At 65.9% G+C, this 16,489-nt stretch carries 20 protein-coding genes; 10 read left to right on the forward strand and 10 right to left on the reverse strand.

Annotation, left to right across the window (positions count from 1 at the left end):
• Window positions 1-159 precede the first annotated feature (159 nt).
• The 3 genes from VJ109_RS05630 to VJ109_RS05640 form a co-directional block, all read right to left on the reverse strand.
• Entirely contained in the window at window positions 160-1,020 is an 861-nt protein-coding gene (locus VJ109_RS05630; protein ID WP_324759713.1) for a CheF family chemotaxis protein, read from the reverse strand.
• A gap of 72 nt (window positions 1,021-1,092) precedes the next feature.
• Entirely contained in the window at window positions 1,093-1,362 is a 270-nt protein-coding gene (locus VJ109_RS05635) for a hypothetical protein (RefSeq protein WP_324759714.1), read from the reverse strand.
• Between the two features lie 40 nt (window positions 1,363-1,402).
• A complete protein-coding gene (locus VJ109_RS05640) occupies window positions 1,403-2,215 on the reverse strand; it encodes an undecaprenyl-diphosphate phosphatase (protein ID WP_324759715.1) in 813 nt (270 codons plus the stop codon).
• Window positions 2,216-2,305: 90 nt separating this feature from the next.
• On the opposite strand from VJ109_RS05640, the gene VJ109_RS05645 reads away from it, so the two are divergent.
• The 5 genes from VJ109_RS05645 to rnhB all read left to right on the forward strand — a co-directional run bounded on the left by VJ109_RS05645 (window position 2,306) and on the right by rnhB (window position 6,090).
• On the forward strand, window positions 2,306-3,415 hold the full coding sequence (locus tag VJ109_RS05645; protein WP_324759716.1) for a mechanosensitive ion channel family protein: 1,110 nt from the start codon (window positions 2,306-2,308) through the stop codon (window positions 3,413-3,415).
• Window positions 3,416-3,487: 72 nt separating this feature from the next.
• Window positions 3,488-4,765: a tRNA pseudouridine(54/55) synthase Pus10 gene (locus tag VJ109_RS05650; RefSeq protein ID WP_324759718.1), complete on the forward strand. Its 1,278-nt coding sequence runs from the start codon at window positions 3,488-3,490 to the stop codon at window positions 4,763-4,765.
• Between the two features lie 88 nt (window positions 4,766-4,853).
• Window positions 4,854-5,021 carry a hypothetical protein gene (locus tag VJ109_RS05655; RefSeq protein WP_324759720.1) on the forward strand — a complete coding sequence of 56 codons (168 nt, stop codon included), beginning with the start codon at window positions 4,854-4,856 and terminating at the stop codon, window positions 5,019-5,021.
• A gap of 2 nt (window positions 5,022-5,023) precedes the next feature.
• Window positions 5,024-5,356, forward strand: coding sequence for a type II toxin-antitoxin system RelE family toxin (locus VJ109_RS05660; RefSeq protein ID WP_324759722.1), 333 nt, complete (start codon window positions 5,024-5,026; stop codon window positions 5,354-5,356).
• 98 nt (window positions 5,357-5,454) lie between these two features.
• Entirely contained in the window at window positions 5,455-6,090 is a 636-nt protein-coding gene (gene rnhB, locus VJ109_RS05665) for a ribonuclease HII (RefSeq protein WP_324759723.1), read from the forward strand.
• A 67-nt stretch (window positions 6,091-6,157) separates the two neighbouring features.
• Here rnhB and VJ109_RS05670 read toward each other — a convergent pair whose 3' ends face one another.
• The 4 genes from VJ109_RS05670 to VJ109_RS05685 form a co-directional block, all read right to left on the reverse strand.
• Complete coding sequence (locus VJ109_RS05670; RefSeq protein WP_324759724.1) at window positions 6,158-7,708, reverse strand: preprotein translocase subunit SecD; 1,551 nt, start codon at window positions 7,706-7,708, stop codon at window positions 6,158-6,160.
• Window positions 7,705-8,574 (reverse strand): protein translocase subunit SecF, encoded by an 870-nt coding sequence (gene secF / locus VJ109_RS05675; RefSeq protein WP_324759725.1) that lies wholly within the window; start codon window positions 8,572-8,574, stop codon window positions 7,705-7,707. Before secF ends, VJ109_RS05670 begins: the two co-directional genes overlap by 4 nt.
• 61 nt (window positions 8,575-8,635) lie before the next feature.
• Complete coding sequence (locus VJ109_RS05680; RefSeq protein WP_324759727.1) at window positions 8,636-9,103, reverse strand: DUF5812 family protein; 468 nt, start codon at window positions 9,101-9,103, stop codon at window positions 8,636-8,638.
• 173 nt (window positions 9,104-9,276) lie between these two features.
• Window positions 9,277-11,154, reverse strand: coding sequence for a hypothetical protein (locus VJ109_RS05685; RefSeq protein ID WP_324759729.1), 1,878 nt, complete (start codon window positions 11,152-11,154; stop codon window positions 9,277-9,279).
• Window positions 11,155-11,623: 469 nt separating this feature from the next.
• On the opposite strand from VJ109_RS05685, the gene VJ109_RS05690 reads away from it, so the two are divergent.
• Window positions 11,624-12,052 carry a hypothetical protein gene (locus VJ109_RS05690; RefSeq protein ID WP_324759731.1) on the forward strand — a complete coding sequence of 143 codons (429 nt, stop codon included), beginning with the start codon at window positions 11,624-11,626 and terminating at the stop codon, window positions 12,050-12,052.
• Between the two features lie 131 nt (window positions 12,053-12,183).
• On the opposite strand, the gene VJ109_RS05695 is transcribed toward VJ109_RS05690, so the two are convergent.
• Window positions 12,184-12,699, reverse strand: a complete 516-nt coding sequence (locus tag VJ109_RS05695; RefSeq protein ID WP_324759733.1) for a DUF8056 family protein — start codon at window positions 12,697-12,699, stop codon at window positions 12,184-12,186.
• A gap of 96 nt (window positions 12,700-12,795) precedes the next feature.
• Here VJ109_RS05695 and VJ109_RS05700 point away from each other — a divergent pair, with 96 nt between their 5' ends.
• The 3 genes from VJ109_RS05700 to VJ109_RS05710 are packed head-to-tail and all read left to right on the forward strand — an operon-like array spanning window position 12,796 to window position 15,128.
• Window positions 12,796-14,091 (forward strand): phosphoglucose isomerase-related protein, encoded by a 1,296-nt coding sequence (locus VJ109_RS05700; protein WP_324759734.1) that lies wholly within the window; start codon window positions 12,796-12,798, stop codon window positions 14,089-14,091.
• A 51-nt stretch (window positions 14,092-14,142) separates the two neighbouring features.
• Window positions 14,143-14,934: a CPBP family intramembrane glutamic endopeptidase gene (locus VJ109_RS05705; protein ID WP_324759736.1), complete on the forward strand. Its 792-nt coding sequence runs from the start codon at window positions 14,143-14,145 to the stop codon at window positions 14,932-14,934.
• Between the two features lie 47 nt (window positions 14,935-14,981).
• The gene (locus VJ109_RS05710) at window positions 14,982-15,128 is read left to right on the forward strand and encodes a CopG family transcriptional regulator (protein ID WP_324759737.1); all 147 of its coding nucleotides are present in this window, start codon (window positions 14,982-14,984) and stop codon (window positions 15,126-15,128) included.
• A gap of 9 nt (window positions 15,129-15,137) precedes the next feature.
• Here the strand turns inward: VJ109_RS05710 and VJ109_RS05715 are convergent, their stop codons facing one another.
• Both VJ109_RS05715 and VJ109_RS05720 read right to left on the reverse strand, forming a co-directional pair.
• On the reverse strand, window positions 15,138-15,596 hold the full coding sequence (locus VJ109_RS05715; RefSeq protein WP_276179520.1) for an NOB1 family endonuclease: 459 nt from the start codon (window positions 15,594-15,596) through the stop codon (window positions 15,138-15,140).
• The gene (locus tag VJ109_RS05720) at window positions 15,597-15,836 is read right to left on the reverse strand and encodes a PRC-barrel domain-containing protein (protein WP_324759739.1); all 240 of its coding nucleotides are present in this window, start codon (window positions 15,834-15,836) and stop codon (window positions 15,597-15,599) included. It abuts the gene before it with no gap.
• Window positions 15,837-15,925: 89 nt separating this feature from the next.
• Here VJ109_RS05720 and VJ109_RS05725 point away from each other — a divergent pair, with 89 nt between their 5' ends.
• A complete protein-coding gene (locus tag VJ109_RS05725) occupies window positions 15,926-16,459 on the forward strand; it encodes a plastocyanin/azurin family copper-binding protein (protein ID WP_324759741.1) in 534 nt (177 codons plus the stop codon).
• Window positions 16,460-16,489 lie beyond the last annotated feature (30 nt).

The raw sequence follows: 16,489 nt of genomic DNA on the forward strand, positions 1-16,489 counted from the left end.
GCTGCTCGCGGGTCGCTTCGCTCACCGCTGCGCTTTTCGAGACTCCGCACTCCGTTCGGCGTCTCGCTACTGCTCACGGCTCCTGCCGTCGCCGTTCGCTATTGGAGATTCCTCGCGATTCTCGGAATCTCCCTATTCCCCACTCCGTTCGGAATCTCCCTACTCCCCACTCATCGCTTCACTCGCCATGTTCCGCCCCTGGGCGTTCAACGCGACTTCCGTCCGGGTTCGGACCTCGTCGACGGCGCCCATCTCCAGGAGCCGCTGGTAGATCTCCTCGACCTCGTCGGGGCTGATCCCGACGAAGTCGGACATCTCGAACGGTGAGACCCCGGAGTACAGCGCCATCAACACCTGGCTCTCCATCTCGGAGAGTTCGTAATCGTCCTCGCGGGCTTCGACGACGCGGGTGAACAGGACTGCCAGCGCGTTCGTGTGGTGGGCCATCCCCGAGAAATGCGTCTCGACGCTGCGGTCCTGCTGGTCGGTGTGTTCGACCTCGATGACGCGTCTCGAATCCCCCATGACAGTGCTCTCGCTGCTCTCGATGGTCCCCACGTCCTCGATGTCGAACGTCGTCGTGTCGCCACCGGGGAACTGGAGGCGGACTTCGCCGTCGTCGAGGGAGAACCGGGCCTTGCTCCAGTCGGTGTCATCCTGGACGACGCCGCCGATGACCGCCGGGGTCCGGGCGAGGATGACCTCCCCCTGGAGTGTCGCACGGCAGTACTCCGTCTCGAAGTCGTCGATCCCCGCGTCGACGAGCAGGACGTTGTCGCCGACGCGAAGGGGCGTGACCGACCCGCCGACATCGTCCGGGATCAGCGTCTCGGGATCGTCCGGAACCTCGATCTTCGAGTGGGCGATAGCCTGTCGGTTCCCGTTTGTCGCCAACACGAGGCGTTTGTTGGTGACGACGATCCGGCACGATTGCCACTGGCCGTCCACCGCCTGCCCGTCCCGGACGGCGTAGCGGAAATCACCGGACGTGTCGACTACTTTTCGTTCGTCACCACTCATGCCCGCTATCGCCGGAAAATTGACCCCGAAGGGTATATAAGTTCCACACCGAAGCCCGGGAAAGCGGCTCCGTCAGCCGCCGCCGTTGCCGCCGTACCCACCCGCCTCGGCTCGCATCTCCTTCTCCCGACGGTCGGTGTCACTGCCGTCGGTATCGCGGTACTGGCCCCACCGATACAGGAGAGCGAGGACGCCGACGGCGGCGACGCCCACGAGTCCGAGCGTGAGCCAGTCGAGGCTGTTCGGGAGGGCAGCAGCGGCGAGGACAGTAGCGAGCGCGCTCGCGGCCGTCCCCTTCCAGAGCCACAGCGGCGCGATGTCCGCGGGGTCAGGGTCGCTCATCGTCCCGGCGTTCGTGTCCGCTTGCCGAAAACTCTGGGGGTCACAGCGCGACGGCGAGACCGCCGACGAGTCCCAGTCCCCCGAACAGGAAACAGACCGACCAGAACGGGACCCGCCGGACCAGACGGACCAGCGCGCCGACGGTGAGGTAGCCGACGACGGCGCTGACCGCGAGCGCGACGACGGCGCTTGCGGGTTCGATCGCCGGAACCCCGTCGGTGGCGAGCACCAACCCGTTGGCGGCTAGCGAGGCGGGGATCGACAGCAAGAAGGAGAGTCGCAGCGAGGACTCGCCCTCGTGACCGCGGAGCAACAGCGCGCTGACGGTCGTCCCCGACCGGGAGATACCGGGGAGTATCGCCAGTCCCTGGAGCCCGCCCACCAGGAGCGCGTCCACCCAGTCCGGCCGCGCCCGCTGGCCCAGCGACACCGCGACAGCGAACCGCTGGAGCACCCCCGTCAGGACGAGCAGGCCACCGATCAGCGCCAGAAAGAGTCCGCCTTCCAGCCCGGAGACGGCCGCGTCGAGCAGTAGATAGGCCGGCAGGCCGGTCACGGCCGTCGCCAGCGTCGCGAGCGCGAGAAAGGAGAGGTCGGCCGTCTCGTCGGCGAAGGGCCGTCGGGACAGTGATCGGGCGTCGCCGGCCAACTCACGAATCTCGCCGCGGTAGTATGCGATAGCGGCCACGGCCGTCCCGGCGTGGAGGAACAGCGCCAGCCTGGTCGCGGCGTCGGGGTCGACGCCCGTCAGCACCGTCGACGCGATGGCTACCCCGCCCTCGCTGGAGACCGGAATCCACTCCAAGATCCCCTGGAGGAGGCCGAGGACGATCGCAACGAGAATCGGATTCACGTCCTGCAGGGCGACGCCCGACGGCAAAACCAGTTCGGTTCCGCCGCTCCGACGATATCAGTATTTATAGGCCAGTCGCGTAGACGCGGCATGCAACTGGACCGTCCCGTCGTGGAACTACTCGCCGGGCTCGCCCCCTGGCAGGGCATCGTCGTCATCGTCGTCGGCTTTCTCGCCTTGGCTGCGCTCGTTCACACAGTCGGTGACCGGTTCGTCAGACAGGTCACCGCTCGGATCGACGGCGACGTCGATGACATCGTCCTCCGGAACCTGCACACGGCGGTGTACCTCTCGCTGGGGCTGGTAGGGGCCTACGTCGCGACGGACTTCTACGAGGTCTCGCCGGGGATCGCGGTCCCGCTGGAGGCGGGGACGCTGTCGGCGATCATCGTCGTCTGGATGGTGACGCTGATCCGCCTGGGCCGAAAGGTCTCGACGGTAGTCACGGATAGCAAATACATCGACCGACAGATGGTGCCGATCCTCCAGAACGTCTGGAGCGCAGTGATCTCTATCGTCGGCGTCTTCCTGTTGCTCGTCCTCTGGCGGATCGACGTCACGCCGCTGTTGGCCTCGGCCGGCATCGTCGGGATCATTGTCGGCCTGGCCGCGCGGGACACGCTGGCGAACTTCTTCGGCTCGCTGTCGCTGTATCTCGATGGAACCTACCGCGTCGGCGACTACGTCGTCTTAGAGAGTGGCGAGCGCGGTCGTGTGGAGGACATCTCCGTGCGCTCGACAGTCGTCCGAACCCGCGACGACATCCTCGTGACCGTCCCGAACGCGACGCTCAACAGCGCCGCCATCGTCAACGAGTCGACGCCGAAACGCAAGCGCCGCATCCGGGTCCCCGTCGGCGTCGCCTACGGCACCGATATCGACGAGGTCGAGGAGATTTTACTGGCGATCGCCGAGGCGGAGGGGCTGGTCCAGGAGCGGCCCAGTCCACGGGTGCGGTTCCGCGAGTTCGGCGACTCCGCGCTGAACTTCGAGCTGTTGTGCTGGGTGTCTACGCCCGCGGTGACCGCACGTGCCATCCACCACCTCAACAGCGCCGTCTACCGGCGGTTCCAGGCCGACGGCATCGAGATTCCTTTCCCCAAGCGTGACATCTCGGTGCGGACGGCCGACAGCGCTGTCCCCTTCGAGACGGCGCCCGAGCCCGGTCCTGGCGAGGTGTCGACCGACGGCGGGCATTGAGCGTCGGCTGACAGGCCGGCTGCCCGGCGGGCGGTCGAAACGCAGTTACGGACCGCCCGCCACACCCCGACAATGACCATACTGGAGGACGCTCGGGCGGCCGTCGACGCCGGCCCGCTGTGTGACCACTGTCTGGGTCGGCTGTTCGCGGACCGGAGTTTCGGCCTCTCGAACGCTGAGCGGGGCCGCTCGTTGCGGGTGACACTCGCACTCGACGCCGACGAACCGTTCGAGGCCGGCGAGGACTGCTGGGTCTGCGAGCGGGAGACCGACCGGATCGACTGGTGGGCCGAGCAGGCCGTCACCGCCGCGCGCGGCTACGAGTTCGAGACCTACCAGGTCGGGACGCGCGTTCCGCCACTGCTCGAAGAGAACGACGCGCTCCTGCGAGAGGACCTCGGCATGGCGGAGGACGCCGGCGAGGCGCTCAAGACCGAGTTCAACCGCGAGGTCGGGAAACGCATCGGCCAGCAAACCGGCGCGGAAGTCGAGTTCGGCCGCCCCGACATCCAGTTCACGATCGACCTGGCGACCGACGAGGTCGACGTCCAGATCAACTCCGCGTTCGTCTACGGCCGCTACCGCAAACTCCAGCGGGACATCCCCCAGACGAAGTGGCCCTGCAACGACTGCAACGGCACCGGCCGCTGGCAGGGCCAGCCCTGTGAGGGCTGTGACGGCACGGGCTACCGCTACGACGAGAGCGTCGAGCAACTGACGGCACCGGTCGTCGTCGACGCCATGGACGGCGAGTCGGGCACCTTCCACGGCGCCGGCCGCGAGGACGTCGACGCCTTGATGCTCGACTCCGGCCGCCCGTTCGTCGTCGAGGTCGAGAGCCCCCGAGTCCGTGACGTCGACACCGACGAACTCGAAGCCGATGTCAACGCCTTCGCCGACGGGAAAGCGGAGGTCGAGAATCTCCATCTGGCCACCTACGAGATGGTCGAACGCGTCAAGGAACTGGACGCCTCGAAGACCTACCGGATGGACGTGGAGTTCGACGCGCCGGTGACCGACGAGGACCTGCAAGCCGCGCTTGACGAACTGGAGGGGACGACCATCGAACAGGAGACGCCCCAGCGGGTCTCACACCGCCGGGCCGACCTCACACGGACCCGCCAAGTGTACGAGGCGAGCGGCGACCTGGTCGACGAACGCCACGCCGACCTCCGCATCCACGGCGAGGGTGGCCTCTACGTGAAGGAACTGGTCTCCAGCGACGAGGGCCGGACGACACCGAGCCTGTCGGGACTGCTCGGCGTCGAGGCCGTCGTCACCGCGCTCGATGTCGTCGACGTGGAGGGCGAGGACGAACCGTTCCTCACCGAGGAGTTCGTTCGGGAGTGAGTCACTTGAGAGGAGCCTATGTTGAGCGTTGGACAACAGGGGTTCTTTCAGCCGATGATTTATACCGATAGGCGGCAGATGGTACAGTATGTCGAGTGATTCCGACGATCCAACGCCCGCTGAAACCGAAGCTGAAATGCTTCCAGACGAGCGGGCAGCGATCGCTGAGCGTGGGTCTGACCTCGATGAGATGGACGACGAGGAGTTTCTCTCTATCGGCGAGTTGGCAGAAAAGCTCGACTTCGAGCGCCAGTAAGCATGCCACACGCGCCGTCGAGTTTTCGGATTCATCCCGCTGTTCTGCAGGACATCGAACAGATTAAGCAACACAACCCGGACCACGCTCGACGCTGTTTCGATGCAATCGAGGACTGGGAGCGACAGCTACGGTGGGGGCGAGTCCCCCAAGAGCAGATGGCGTATCTCACTGGCTCGGAGCGATACAATTTCTATCGGGAGTGGGTGGGTAGAAGTGGCTACCGAGTCATCTACGAGATCTCAAACGACGCGATGACAGCCCTCGCAGTCTTACCGAAAGGCGACGACACAGATGACCTAGACGAACTGGACCAGCGGATGAGTCAACTCTGAGGGGAGCAACCGTGGAAGTCGTTGGCACTGGATTACCACTCGACTCACCACCCTGACCGACCACAACGGCTTTGCGCGCGGCCAGTAAGGATCAGACCATGCCATTCGGCGTCGACGAAGCCGGCAAGGGGCCGGTATTGGGATCGATGTTCGCCGCCGCGGTCCGTGCCGACCCCGGGACCCTCCCCGACGGCGTGGGCGACTCGAAGGACATCCCGCCGGCGCGACGCGAGGCGTTGGCAGCGACGATCCGCGAGCGGGCCGGCGCGGTCGGCGTCGCCGAGATCCCCGTCGAGCGCATCGACGACCCCGAGACGGACATGAACACGCTGACCGTCGCCGCCCACGCGGAGGCGCTGTCGGCGGTCGCTCGTGACGGCCTCTCGGGACGTGTCGACGCGGGCGACACCGACGCCGAGCGGTTCGGCCGACGGGTGGCCGACCGGGTCGACGCCGGCGTGACGATCGACGCGGAACACGGCGCTGACGAGACGGACCCGCTGGTGGGTGCGGCCTCGATCGTCGCCAAGGTCGAACGAGACGCCCACGTCGAGGCGCTGGCTGCCGAGTACGGCGCGGTCGGCTCCGGATACCCGAGCGACCCCACGACACGCGAGTTTCTGGCGGCCTACGTCGCGGACCACGGGCGACTGCCCGCGTGTGCGCGCTCGTCGTGGTCGACCTGCGAGGACGTGCTCGCGGCCGCCCAGCAGTCGACGCTGGGGGAGTTTTGAACGGCCGTCGGTTACGGGCGACGGATCAGGAAAACGAGCGACGGCGACGAATCGCCCGCGGGCGATCTCAGTCCTCGTCGAGCACGAAGCTCCGGAGGATGTCACCGTAGGCCGGCCGCGTGACGAGCACGCCCAGCAGGACGCCGACGATGGTGATGATGGCGAACCCGGAGAGGTCACCGAGTGAGAGTACCATCAGCGGACTCATCGCCACGATGGTGGTCGCCGCCGCCGCGCCGATGACCCAGAACGCCTTCCGGAACCGGCTCTGGAACACCCGCCCGGTCTCGATGTTCCCCTGCTGGAGGATCTCGTCGGCGATGATGATGAGGTCGTCCACCCCCGTTCCGATGACCGCGATGAACCCGGCCAGGTGTGAGAGGTTCAGCGGATACTGGACGAACGCGACGAACCCGAGCAACAGGAACACCTCCGAGAGCGCCGTCACGACCATCGGCGCGGCGACTTCCTTCCGGCCGTAGCGGGCGTAGACGACGAGGCTCACAGCCAGCACCGCCAGCAGCCCGGTGATCAGCGAGTTCTGCTGGAACTGCTGGGCCAGCGCGGGGTCGAGCGAGATGCTCTGGGAGTTCTCGAAGTCAAGCGGCGCCGGCAGGCGGCCGGCCTTCAGGTTCAGTTCGATCTCGCGGGCCATGTCCATGCTCTCGGCCGGCAGGACGAACACCGGATCGTTCTTGAACGTGTTCTCGCGGAACGACTGTGCCAACCCCGGTGCGACACCGCGGGCGTAGAAGGGCTCGCCGTTCAGCGTCGCGACGAGACAGCTTCCCTGTGTCTGCTGGATGTCGCTGTGGTTGTAGTTGGTACAGCTCCGGCGCTGGTCGAAGCCCGCGTCGACCATCTGCTGGCTGAACCGTTCGGCCGCCGCCTCCTCGACGGTGACGCGGGCGATCGGTCCCTCGGTCTGGGAGTTCTCCGACGCCACGCCGGCGAACTCGTCCTGAGAGAGGACCTGCTCGCGGACGTAGGTCCCGTTGTCCGCCTGGTGGACGGCGTACATCCGGACGATACCACGCTCTTCGAGGATCCGGACGAGGTCCTCGCGGTCACGACCCGGTGCGGTGATACTGATGAACTGGCCGCCGCCGGGTGCGCTGACCGTCTGGACCGAACCGCCACTGAGCGCGGAGGTCTGGATCTTGTCCTGGACGCTCGTCACCATCTGCTGGCGTGTCTCGCGCGTGACGCCGTCACGGATCGTATCGGGTTGATACCCCTCGGCTTCCAGTGCCGAGCGGAACTCCTCGCGAGTAACGTCGTTGGTGAACACCTCGACAGCGCCGGTGTCTCGCTGTTGGTCGGGAGCTCTGACATCGACGTCGATCGGGTCGATCCCGAGTCGGTTCGCGACGTTCTGTGAGAGCTGTGCCGTGTCGTTCGGGTCCACGTCGACGCCTTCGGCCGTCTGGCCGACGACGGGTGCCCGGATGCGGGTCCCGCCGCTGAGCTGGATGCCGTACTGGAGGTTCGTCGGCGCGTCGCTCGTGGCGTTGCCCGTGTCACCGGCCGGAACGCCGGGGACGAACAGCGCAAGCGCGGCGCCGATCAGCAGGACCACCAGCAGGGCGATCCGCCAGTTCTCCTTGAGAGTGCTCATCGGTTGACCCCCTCGTACTTGTACCAGCGAAGCAGCGTGACGTTGAGCATGTAGGTGTTCATCAGGTCGGCAGTCAGCCCGAGGACGAGGACCAGCCCGATCGAGGCCATCAGGTCGATGCCGAATATGGTGGCGGTAACCGCCATGACAGCCATCGCGGAGATCGAGGTCACCGTCATCGTCACACCGGTCTGCATCGCCCGGTAGGTCGACTCGTAGAAGCCACCCGAGCGCCGGAGGACGTGGTTGTTCAACAGGATGTCCGAGTCGACGCTATACCCGATCAGCATCAGGAGTGCAGCGACGGTCCCCAGCGAGAGTTTGATCCCCACCAGGTTCATGATGGCGACGGGGATCATGATGTCCGAGAACGCGGAGATGACGATGGCGATACTCGGGACGAACGTCCGGAACAGCGCGAACGCGAGCAGACTCATCCCGAGGAAGGCGACGCCGACGCCGATGACAGCCAGGCGCTGGTTCTCCGACCCGAAGATGGGCGACGTCGATCCGCTCCGGAGGATCGTCAGATCACCGTTCGCCTCCGCTGTCGCCCTGATCCCGTCGATGTCCGACGAGTCGAACGTGACGACGTAGCGGTTGTCACCCTGCTGGATCGCCTGGACGGAGACAACCGGTTCGTCGAAGATCTGTGATGCTTGCTGTTGTGTGAGAGACGATGACGACTCGACTGTCAGTTCCGACCCGCCCGTGAAGTCGATCCCGGGTGTCACTGGCGACCCGGTCATGGCCCACCAGCCGGCGATGACCAGCAGGGCCAGTCCCAGTACGACCAGCGGAACCGCCAACAGTTGGCGGTTCGAATACTGGGTGTAGTCGACTTCAGGGACCTCGAACGCGACCATGGGCGACGGTGTGAGAGCGGGCCGAATAAGCCTTCCTTTATTCGAGTGGCGGTTCGGCCGATCAATCGGGGAGGTATCGGACGCTGACGACGCCGCTGGCGGTCCGGATCTCGACGCGGTCGACGCCGAGCCGGGCCGCCCGCGAGACGGTCGCTTCGTCCTCGCTGACCTCCGTGGCGGCCGCGTCGACCCCGTCCTCTTCGACGGTCAGCACGTGGAGTTCTCCCTCCCCCGCCCGCTCGCGGGTCGTCAGTTCACCGACGGGCTGGTCGGCGGCCAACTCCTTGGCCTGGGCGGTCGGTTCGAGGGCGACCCGCTCGACCGGGATGGTCCGCTGGTCGCGCAGCGAAGCCACCTCGTAGGTCACCTCCATGGGCGGTTCGGGTTCGAGAACCCCCTCGACGACCTCGCCGGCCTCGACGCCGGGGTTCTCCGAGAGTGTGAACACCTGTGCGTTCGTGACATCCCGCAGCGTCGCCGATCCCTCGTCGGCGTGGGTCACCAGAAAGGTTCCGTCGGTCGCTGTCATATCCCGGCGTAGCCGGTCAGGGCTCTTTCGGGTTTCGACCGCGGTTGTTCGTAAATATCCAACAAGACCCGTTGTCCGTCGGGACGGGCTCGACCGGACGACAACGATCCGGGAGAAGCATCGAGTCGGACGAGAGACGATTCGGGAAGTATCGGCTTGCAGGACCGTTCCCGTCAATTGACCGCTTTCGACAGCTCCGCCCCCGCTTTGAACTTCACATCGTTCGATGCATCGGCTGCTTCGACGAGATGAAGAACCGGTGCGTCCAACGCTGTGACGACGCACGACGGCGGCCTCGGAGGTTCGGTATCGTTACAGTCGTCACCAGTGTCGTGCCGGGCGAGCGCCTCCCGGGACTGGACGCCCCAGCAGTAGAGGTCGCCGTCGTCCCGACACGCCGGATACGCACCGGCGGGAAGGTAGTCGGCGTTCGGGTCGTACGGAGCACTGAGCGTCACGTTCGCGTACGTGGTCCGTCCGGGCCTCTTTCGGCCCGTGACGCGGGACTGGAGGTCGACGCCGCCCTCCTCGATATCCGAGCGCGAGACCCCGGCGACGACGTTCGGGCCGTCGGCGGTCAGGAGCGTCGCACTGTCCTCGTAGAGCGCGCCGTCGTCGATCTGCCAGCCGCCGACATAGAGCAGTTGGTCGTCGTGACGAATCCGGCACACGTACAACAGCGCGGGCAGCGGAAGCGGACAGTCCGGCGGCGTCGCCGCAACGGGGACGACGAACGTCTCGGACACGGCGCCCTTCCCGGAGGTGGTCTCCCCACCCCAGGCTTCCAACTCTTGGATGATTAGCGGACTCGTCTGCCCATCGTAGCAGCATTTGGCCGTGACGCGTGCCATCGGCTCGGACCCGTCGAAATCCGGCGACGCACCGGTGACGACCACACCGCCCGAGGTTCCGAAGGCGGCGACGTTCCGAGCCGTCATTCCCCGACGGATATCCTTCTTGTCGATGCCACGGAGCTGTGACCCGACGGCGTCACCGACTTCGAGCGTCGACGTGAGGAGGTTCCGGCACGCGAGGTCCCGATGGACCGCGATGTCCCGGTCGCTCTCGACACACCCCTCTGCGTCCCGTTCGCCGACGAAGTACGTGAGTACGCGCTCGGGCGTGAGTTCCGCGGCCAGCGCGGGGCCGTCACCACGGACTTGGGCGTCGGGGAGGCTGACGACGAAGCGTTCGCCGATCGTCGGCTCCCCGTCGAGGTAGTCGTAGAGCGATTCCATGCTGTCACTGATCCCGTCGCCGTCACTGTCGAGGTCGTCGAAGATATCGTCGATATCGCCCTGGACGATGCGACGGGCCTCCTGAAGGGATCGCATCGCGGCGTCCCACTCGCCCGCGTCCACGGCATCGTCCGCATCTCCCGCGCGCTGTTGTACCGTCTCCATGTTCTCCTGGATTGGCCCGCAAACGTCGGTGGAGCAGCGTTCGATCCGATCTCCTTTCTTCAGCGCCTTCGTGGTCGCGTTGATGAACGCGTCGAGCGTGGCCGTCGCGTCGTCGGTTGCCTGCTCATCCACGGCCTCAATGGCGGCGTCGGCGTAGACCAGTAGCGATCGCTCGATGTCGAGCAAGTCGACGAGGTCGTCGATACCGTCGGCGTCAGCGTCCCCGTCGCCAGGGCCGGGCCACCAGATGCTGGTCGGTTTGTTCGACCGCGTGGCGTTGTAGTCCTGTGCCTTCGTGGACGCGCTGGTACTCCAGCCGTCGAGTTCGACGTCTCGTGAGGCGGCCTGGAGGGTCGGCGGGACGTAGCGGACGTCCACCGGGTCACTCCGGTAGACCGCGGTCCGCTCGTTTCCGCCATCACTGGAAGAGGGGGCTCCAGACCCGTCGTAGAAGGCGGCTGGCGACGCCCCCGTGGTCCCGACTGCCTCGGCACCGACGCGGTCCACCAGCCCATCGAGCGCTGTACAGCCAGCGAGGCTCCCCAGTGCAACCGCGCCACCGGCTGCGAGGACTGCTCTGCGCGTCACTCGGGAGGGACTGTCCGTACTATCAGCCGCTTCGATAGTTGTTCCTGTTCTATCATTCATATACACCATTACGCTGCACGGTATATAACCTGTTCAGCACAGATGACATCGTACCGACTAGTATACATCGTCTATCCGGAAATCTCACCGCGCGCTCAAGGACCGGATGATCGCCACGTAACCGCAAATACGACCGCGGCAACCGTCAGCACAGTGGTGCAACAGCGGGGAATAGCCAGTCAGATCGAGCGCGAGAACTGTGCGCTCGGGCTCTGCCTACTGGCCGCGCGAGACGGCGGAACGCTCCGCGAACCGAAACCGAAAATACAGGGGTCGTTGAGACCCTCAGTAGATGACACATTCTGTGCCGGTTCCGGTCAGTACAGGTCACTTAGTAATAGATTAGAGGTGACTCACCGCAGGATGCTTCGCGGAACGCGGAGAACGGCTTCACCAGGGAGACGAGAGGGTAAAAGCGTCGTCATCCTCTACCAAAATTGTTTTTTCTCAGCCAGTGATGTTTCAGGTAATGAAACGCCGACGGTTCCTGACCGTCACCGGGGTCACTGCTGTGGGCTCACTTGGTGGGTGTCTCTCGGGTCGCCTCAACTCGACCACCTCCATCGATTTCGAACTTTGGAACAACACGGCAGACTCTCACACTGTAGACGTGACAATCCGGGACAGCGGCGAGGAGGCGGTTCTCAAGCAGATCTACGAGATTGACCAGGCCGGGTCTGGGTCAACACCAGGCGGCACAGTCATCCGTGAAACGGGGATTGCTGACGTGACCTCCGAAGAGGTATTTGACGCGGTCGCCATCCTCGACAACGAACTTCGATCCGAACACCAGTTTCAAGCGATGTGTGTAAACAGTGAAACTCCAAGTGTCTTCATCATCGAGCTCGACGCAGGTAAAGAGACGAATCTCGAATTCAATCAATCGACCTGCTCCTAACACCAGTATCATAACCCGGCTAATTGGTACGTAGTTCTCATCGACCGGCCGTTTCATGTAAGGATATGTCTGAAGAGTGGGATTTCAACAGGGCCAAGCGACACTGTCTTGCACGAGTTTCGACTGCCACCTCACCGCAACAGCCGATGGGCGAGATACAACACTCCGACGGCAAGCAGCGGCGGAGCCAGGCCAGCGAGTTGCGGGAGCGCGTACAGCGTGGCGACCACGGCGCTCCCGGTCGGTTCCTGGAGCGCCGGCGGAACCGAGATGATCAGCCCGACGTACAGCGACGCCACGAACCCGAGGGCCGCCAGCCCCATCCCGCGGTCGTAGGCCGTCGAGGACCCCTGTCGGCGGTGGCGACGGGCGACGAGCAACACCGGCGCGAGCAGCGGCGCGACAACGAGGACGCCGACGAACAGGAAGAACGCCCGCGAGAAGGTGAACGTCCCGCCCCTGACCGACGCGCTCGCGCCCAGGAGGACGACGATGCCGAACACGAACATGAGCGCGATGCCGAGCGTCAACAGGAGCGCGACCCCGACGTACAGTTTGAACAGCAGCGAGTCGCTGGCCCGGAAGGCGTAGGGGAACGCGCCCGGGAGGCCGTTGTACGACTCCGGTTCGTCGGCGGCGGCTGTCATTAGCCGTGGTAGGGACAGCACGCGGTTAAACGCCGTGTTTCGGTGCGCCTGCCCGCGCGGGAACGAGTTATGTAGGCGGGCTTCGAGCGGGGACGTATGCACGTCGATATCGGTGCAGCGCTGGCGTCGGTCGCCGATCCGGGTGTCGATGAGGACCGACTGGACGACCTCGACGACCGGGTCCGGGACGCACACGAACGCATCGCCGCGGGACGGGCCGACGACGAGTTCGGCTACGCCTCGCTGAACCTCCCCGAACGAACCGATCCCGGTGCGATCCGGGACGCCGTCGAACCGGTCGCGGACGCCGAGTACGTCATCACGGTCGGCATCGGCGGCTCCGCGCTGGGGGCACGAACGATCACGTCGGCGCTGGCCGAAGCGCCCGAGCGACACGTCGTGTTGGACAACGTCGACCCCGAGCACGTCGAACGCACGCTTTCGGACCTCCCGCTGTCCGAGACGGCCATCAACGTCGTCTCCCGGTCGGGGACCACCGCCGAGACCCTGGCGAACTTCCTGGTCGTCCGGGCGGCCTACGAGGACGCCGGCGTCGACTGGACGGAGCTGACCGTCGTGACCACGGGCGAGGCGGGGCCGCTCCGGGAACTGGCCGACGCGGAGGGGCTGCCGACGCTGCCGGTCCCCGAGGGCGTCCCAGGCCGGTTCTCGGCGTTGTCGGCCGTCGGGCTGGTCCCGCCGGCGATCCTGGGGGTCGACATCGAGGGCGTCGTCGCGGGTGCCGCCGCGGTCGCGGACGACCTCGGGCCGTCGCTACAGGACACGCCGGCCTACGCCTACGGCGCCGTTGCCCACCAACTCGAACAGGAGGGCGCTACGGTCAACGCCGTCATGCCCTACGCCGAGCGGTTGGAGTCGTTCGCCGAGTGGGTCGCGCAACTGTTCGCCGAGAGCCTCGGGAAAGACGGGCAGGGCCAGACGCCGGTACGGGCGCTGGGTGCGACCGACCAGCACTCCCAGCTACAACTGTATCGCGCCGGCCCGGCCGACAAGGTCGTCACCTTCGTCCGTCCCGGCGAGCGGCCCGACCTGCCGATCCCGTCGGCCGACCACGAGGCGCTGTCGTATCTCGACGGCGTCGACCTGGGCGAACTCATCGACGCCGAGTACGACGCGACGGTCGCCAGTCTCCCGGCGGCCGACCGCCCGGCGATCGAACTAGAGATCGACCGGCTCGACCCGCAGGGCGTCGGAGAACTGCTGTACGCCATGGAGGCGGCGTGTGTCCTGATGGGCGAACTCGCCGGCGTCGAGACGTTCACCCAGCCAGCCGTCGAGTGGGGCAAGCGTGCGACCCGGGCGCTCGTCCAGGGCGAGACGACCGAGGAGACCCGCGTCGTCGACGAGCGGCCGAGCCACGTTGTCGACTGAGTCGGTCGATGGGGTCTTGAACGTCCGTCGCGTACCACCGCGTACCAATCGATGGCACCGAACCGCCCGTACGTCGAGATCGCAGACGGCGAGACGATCCTGGTGAGTTCGATCCGCGCGGTCGCGGTCGTCGCGTCGGCGTTCGTCCTCGCAGCGCTGCTCGGTCAGGTCGGGATGAGCGCCGTCGGCGTCCAGTCGGTCGAGGCCCTCCAGGGAGACCCGCTGTTGAACGCGAGCGTCCAGGGCCTCTCGTTCGTGGGCTTTCTGGCCGCCTCGGCCGGCTACATCTGGCTCCGTCGGGAGCCGGATCTCGTCCACGTCCGGTCGCCGACGCTGTCCGACGCCGGCTGGGCGCTGGTCGGCGTCGTCGGCATCCTCGTGGCCGCGCTCGTGATGGGCGCCGTCGTCGAGGCGCTCTCGGCGCTGGCCGAGGCGCTGTTCGGCACGGAGATCACGACCGGCCAGAACAGCATCATCACGCAGGGCCAGGAAAACCCGCAACTGTTCCTCTATATGATCCCCGTCGCGCTCTTCCTGGTCGGACCGGGCGAGGAACTGGTCTTCCGGGGCGTCGTCCAGGGGCTGTTCCGGCGCTCGTTCGGCGTCGTCCCGGGGCTGGTCGTCGCCAGCGGCCTGTTCGGACTGGGCCACTACTTCGCGATCAGTAGCGGAAGCGCCTGGACGTACATCCTCGTCGCGGGCGCGCTCGGGATGGTCCTGGGCGCGATCTACGAGTACACCGAGAACATCGTCGTCCCCGCGGTCACGCACGGCCTCTGGAACGCCGGATTGTTCGCGCTCCAGTACTATCTCGCGACGACCGGCGCGCAACTGCCTGCATGACGGCCGTCTGACGGGTGTTTATCCCAGCAAAGGCCCAACGTAGTGCCATGCCAACCCGGTATACGGTCGTGTGCAACGACGACCAGGCCCGGGCGATCGAGACGCTGGCGCGTCGCTACGGCATCACGACGGAGGAAGTGATCCAACAGCTCATCGAGTCGGGGCTGGACGACATCGAGAATCAGCCGATATGACGCCGGCGGCTACGCGGGGTTCTTCCGCGAGAGCGAACTGCCACACACCGGACAGCGGTCGTGGTTCTCCTCGAACTCCCGGCCACAGCCAGCACACTGGAACAGCCAGTCGCGGCGTTCGGTGATCCCCTCACGGGCGATGACCTCGACAGTCACGTCGAGTTTCTCCGCGACGTTTTGCATCGCGTAGTCGTCGGTGACCAGCGTCCCGTCGAGTTCGAAGGCGGCGGCGATGAGTTGGATGTCGGTCCCGGAGAGTTCGGCGAGATCGCCGGTCTCGCGGGCGGCGCGCTCGATGCGCTCGACGGTGTTTTCCTCCGGGATGTGGAGATGCATCCCCGAGCCCTCCAGCGCGTCGAACCGGTAGGCTGCCTCGTCTTCGAGTTCCTCGCGGACCTCCGGCACTGCGGCTATCCGTTCTTCTGTGTGGTACTCGTTGATGAAAGCGGACGAATCGAGAACGTACATCTAGCGTTTGACGATCATGTGGTCTTTGACAGCCTTGACTCGTTCGACGGGAACGAGAAGGCGGCCCTGGTCGCTGTACTCGAATTCGCTGTCGCGAACGGTTTCGGCGGGGTCGATGATGAGGTGTTCGAGTGACCCCGAGGTCAGATCCATCGTGATGTTGTAGAGGCTACCGAGTTCGGCGCCGTCAGTACCCATCACGTCTTTTCCGGAGAGGTTCTCCGCGAGTATCTCTGCCATGTCCCCATGTTCCGAGTGGGGTTACATAAACGCCACGGGGATGTCTGACGCGCCAGGCCACTTATCCGGGGCGCAGCCTGACCCTGTCCATGGAACGGACCAGACGGAGATTTCTCGCGGCGCTGGCTGCCGGCGTCACCGGAAGCCTCGCCGGCTGTGGCGGCGACGGCGGTGCCGAGACGCCGACCGAGACGGCTACGGCGACGGACACGACGACAGCCACACCGGCAGTGACGGCGACGGAAACGGGGACGCCGGCAGCTACTCCGACCGATACTGATACGGCGACAGCGACGCCGACCGCCACGGCGACGCCCGCGACCGACCCCGACCAGGTCGTCGCCGTCGGCCCCGGTGAGTTCGTCTTCGCGCCGGAAACGTTCACGGTCCCGGTCGGCGCGACCGTCCAGTGGCGCTGGGAGGGCGATTTCCACAACGTCCGTCCCGACGACGGTGAAATCCCGGAGGCGAGCGAGTGGACTGGAACGCCCGGCGGCGACGGCAAGGCCTACCGGACCGGCTACGTCTACGACCATACCTTCGAGGTCGCCGGCGAGTACAGCTACCACTGTGATCCCCACCAGAGTCTCGGGATGGACGGATCGTTCACCGTCACAGAGTAGGACACACGCCGGGCCGAGCGAATGACGACG

This window comes from Haloarcula montana (genome assembly GCF_035666295.1).
Lineage (GTDB): Archaea > Halobacteriota > Halobacteria > Halobacteriales > Haloarculaceae > Haloarcula > Haloarcula montana.

What these genes read in the sequence shown, in the direction of transcription:
- VJ109_RS05630 (WP_324759713.1), bottom strand. Translation starts at nt 1,020, where the DNA reads ATGAGTGGTGACGAACGAAAAGTAGTCGACACGTCCGGTGATTTCCGC.
- VJ109_RS05635 (WP_324759714.1), bottom strand. Translation starts at nt 1,362, where the DNA reads ATGAGCGACCCTGACCCCGCGGACATCGCGCCGCTGTGGCTCTGGAAG.
- VJ109_RS05645 (WP_324759716.1), top strand. Translation starts at nt 2,306, where the DNA reads ATGCAACTGGACCGTCCCGTCGTGGAACTACTCGCCGGGCTCGCCCCC.
- VJ109_RS05650 (WP_324759718.1), top strand. Translation starts at nt 3,488, where the DNA reads ATGACCATACTGGAGGACGCTCGGGCGGCCGTCGACGCCGGCCCGCTG.
- VJ109_RS05655 (WP_324759720.1), top strand. Translation starts at nt 4,854, where the DNA reads ATGTCGAGTGATTCCGACGATCCAACGCCCGCTGAAACCGAAGCTGAA.
- VJ109_RS05660 (WP_324759722.1), top strand. Translation starts at nt 5,024, where the DNA reads ATGCCACACGCGCCGTCGAGTTTTCGGATTCATCCCGCTGTTCTGCAG.
- rnhB (WP_324759723.1), top strand. Translation starts at nt 5,455, where the DNA reads ATGCCATTCGGCGTCGACGAAGCCGGCAAGGGGCCGGTATTGGGATCG.
- VJ109_RS05670 (WP_324759724.1), bottom strand. Translation starts at nt 7,708, where the DNA reads ATGAGCACTCTCAAGGAGAACTGGCGGATCGCCCTGCTGGTGGTCCTG.
- secF (WP_324759725.1), bottom strand. Translation starts at nt 8,574, where the DNA reads ATGGTCGCGTTCGAGGTCCCTGAAGTCGACTACACCCAGTATTCGAAC.
- VJ109_RS05680 (WP_324759727.1), bottom strand. Translation starts at nt 9,103, where the DNA reads ATGACAGCGACCGACGGAACCTTTCTGGTGACCCACGCCGACGAGGGA.
- VJ109_RS05685 (WP_324759729.1), bottom strand. Translation starts at nt 11,154, where the DNA reads ATGAATGATAGAACAGGAACAACTATCGAAGCGGCTGATAGTACGGAC.
- VJ109_RS05690 (WP_324759731.1), top strand. Translation starts at nt 11,624, where the DNA reads ATGAAACGCCGACGGTTCCTGACCGTCACCGGGGTCACTGCTGTGGGC.
- VJ109_RS05695 (WP_324759733.1), bottom strand. Translation starts at nt 12,699, where the DNA reads ATGACAGCCGCCGCCGACGAACCGGAGTCGTACAACGGCCTCCCGGGC.
- VJ109_RS05700 (WP_324759734.1), top strand. Translation starts at nt 12,796, where the DNA reads ATGCACGTCGATATCGGTGCAGCGCTGGCGTCGGTCGCCGATCCGGGT.
- VJ109_RS05705 (WP_324759736.1), top strand. Translation starts at nt 14,143, where the DNA reads ATGGCACCGAACCGCCCGTACGTCGAGATCGCAGACGGCGAGACGATC.
- VJ109_RS05710 (WP_324759737.1), top strand. Translation starts at nt 14,982, where the DNA reads ATGCCAACCCGGTATACGGTCGTGTGCAACGACGACCAGGCCCGGGCG.
- VJ109_RS05715 (WP_276179520.1), bottom strand. Translation starts at nt 15,596, where the DNA reads ATGTACGTTCTCGATTCGTCCGCTTTCATCAACGAGTACCACACAGAA.
- VJ109_RS05720 (WP_324759739.1), bottom strand. Translation starts at nt 15,836, where the DNA reads ATGGCAGAGATACTCGCGGAGAACCTCTCCGGAAAAGACGTGATGGGT.
- VJ109_RS05725 (WP_324759741.1), top strand. Translation starts at nt 15,926, where the DNA reads ATGGAACGGACCAGACGGAGATTTCTCGCGGCGCTGGCTGCCGGCGTC.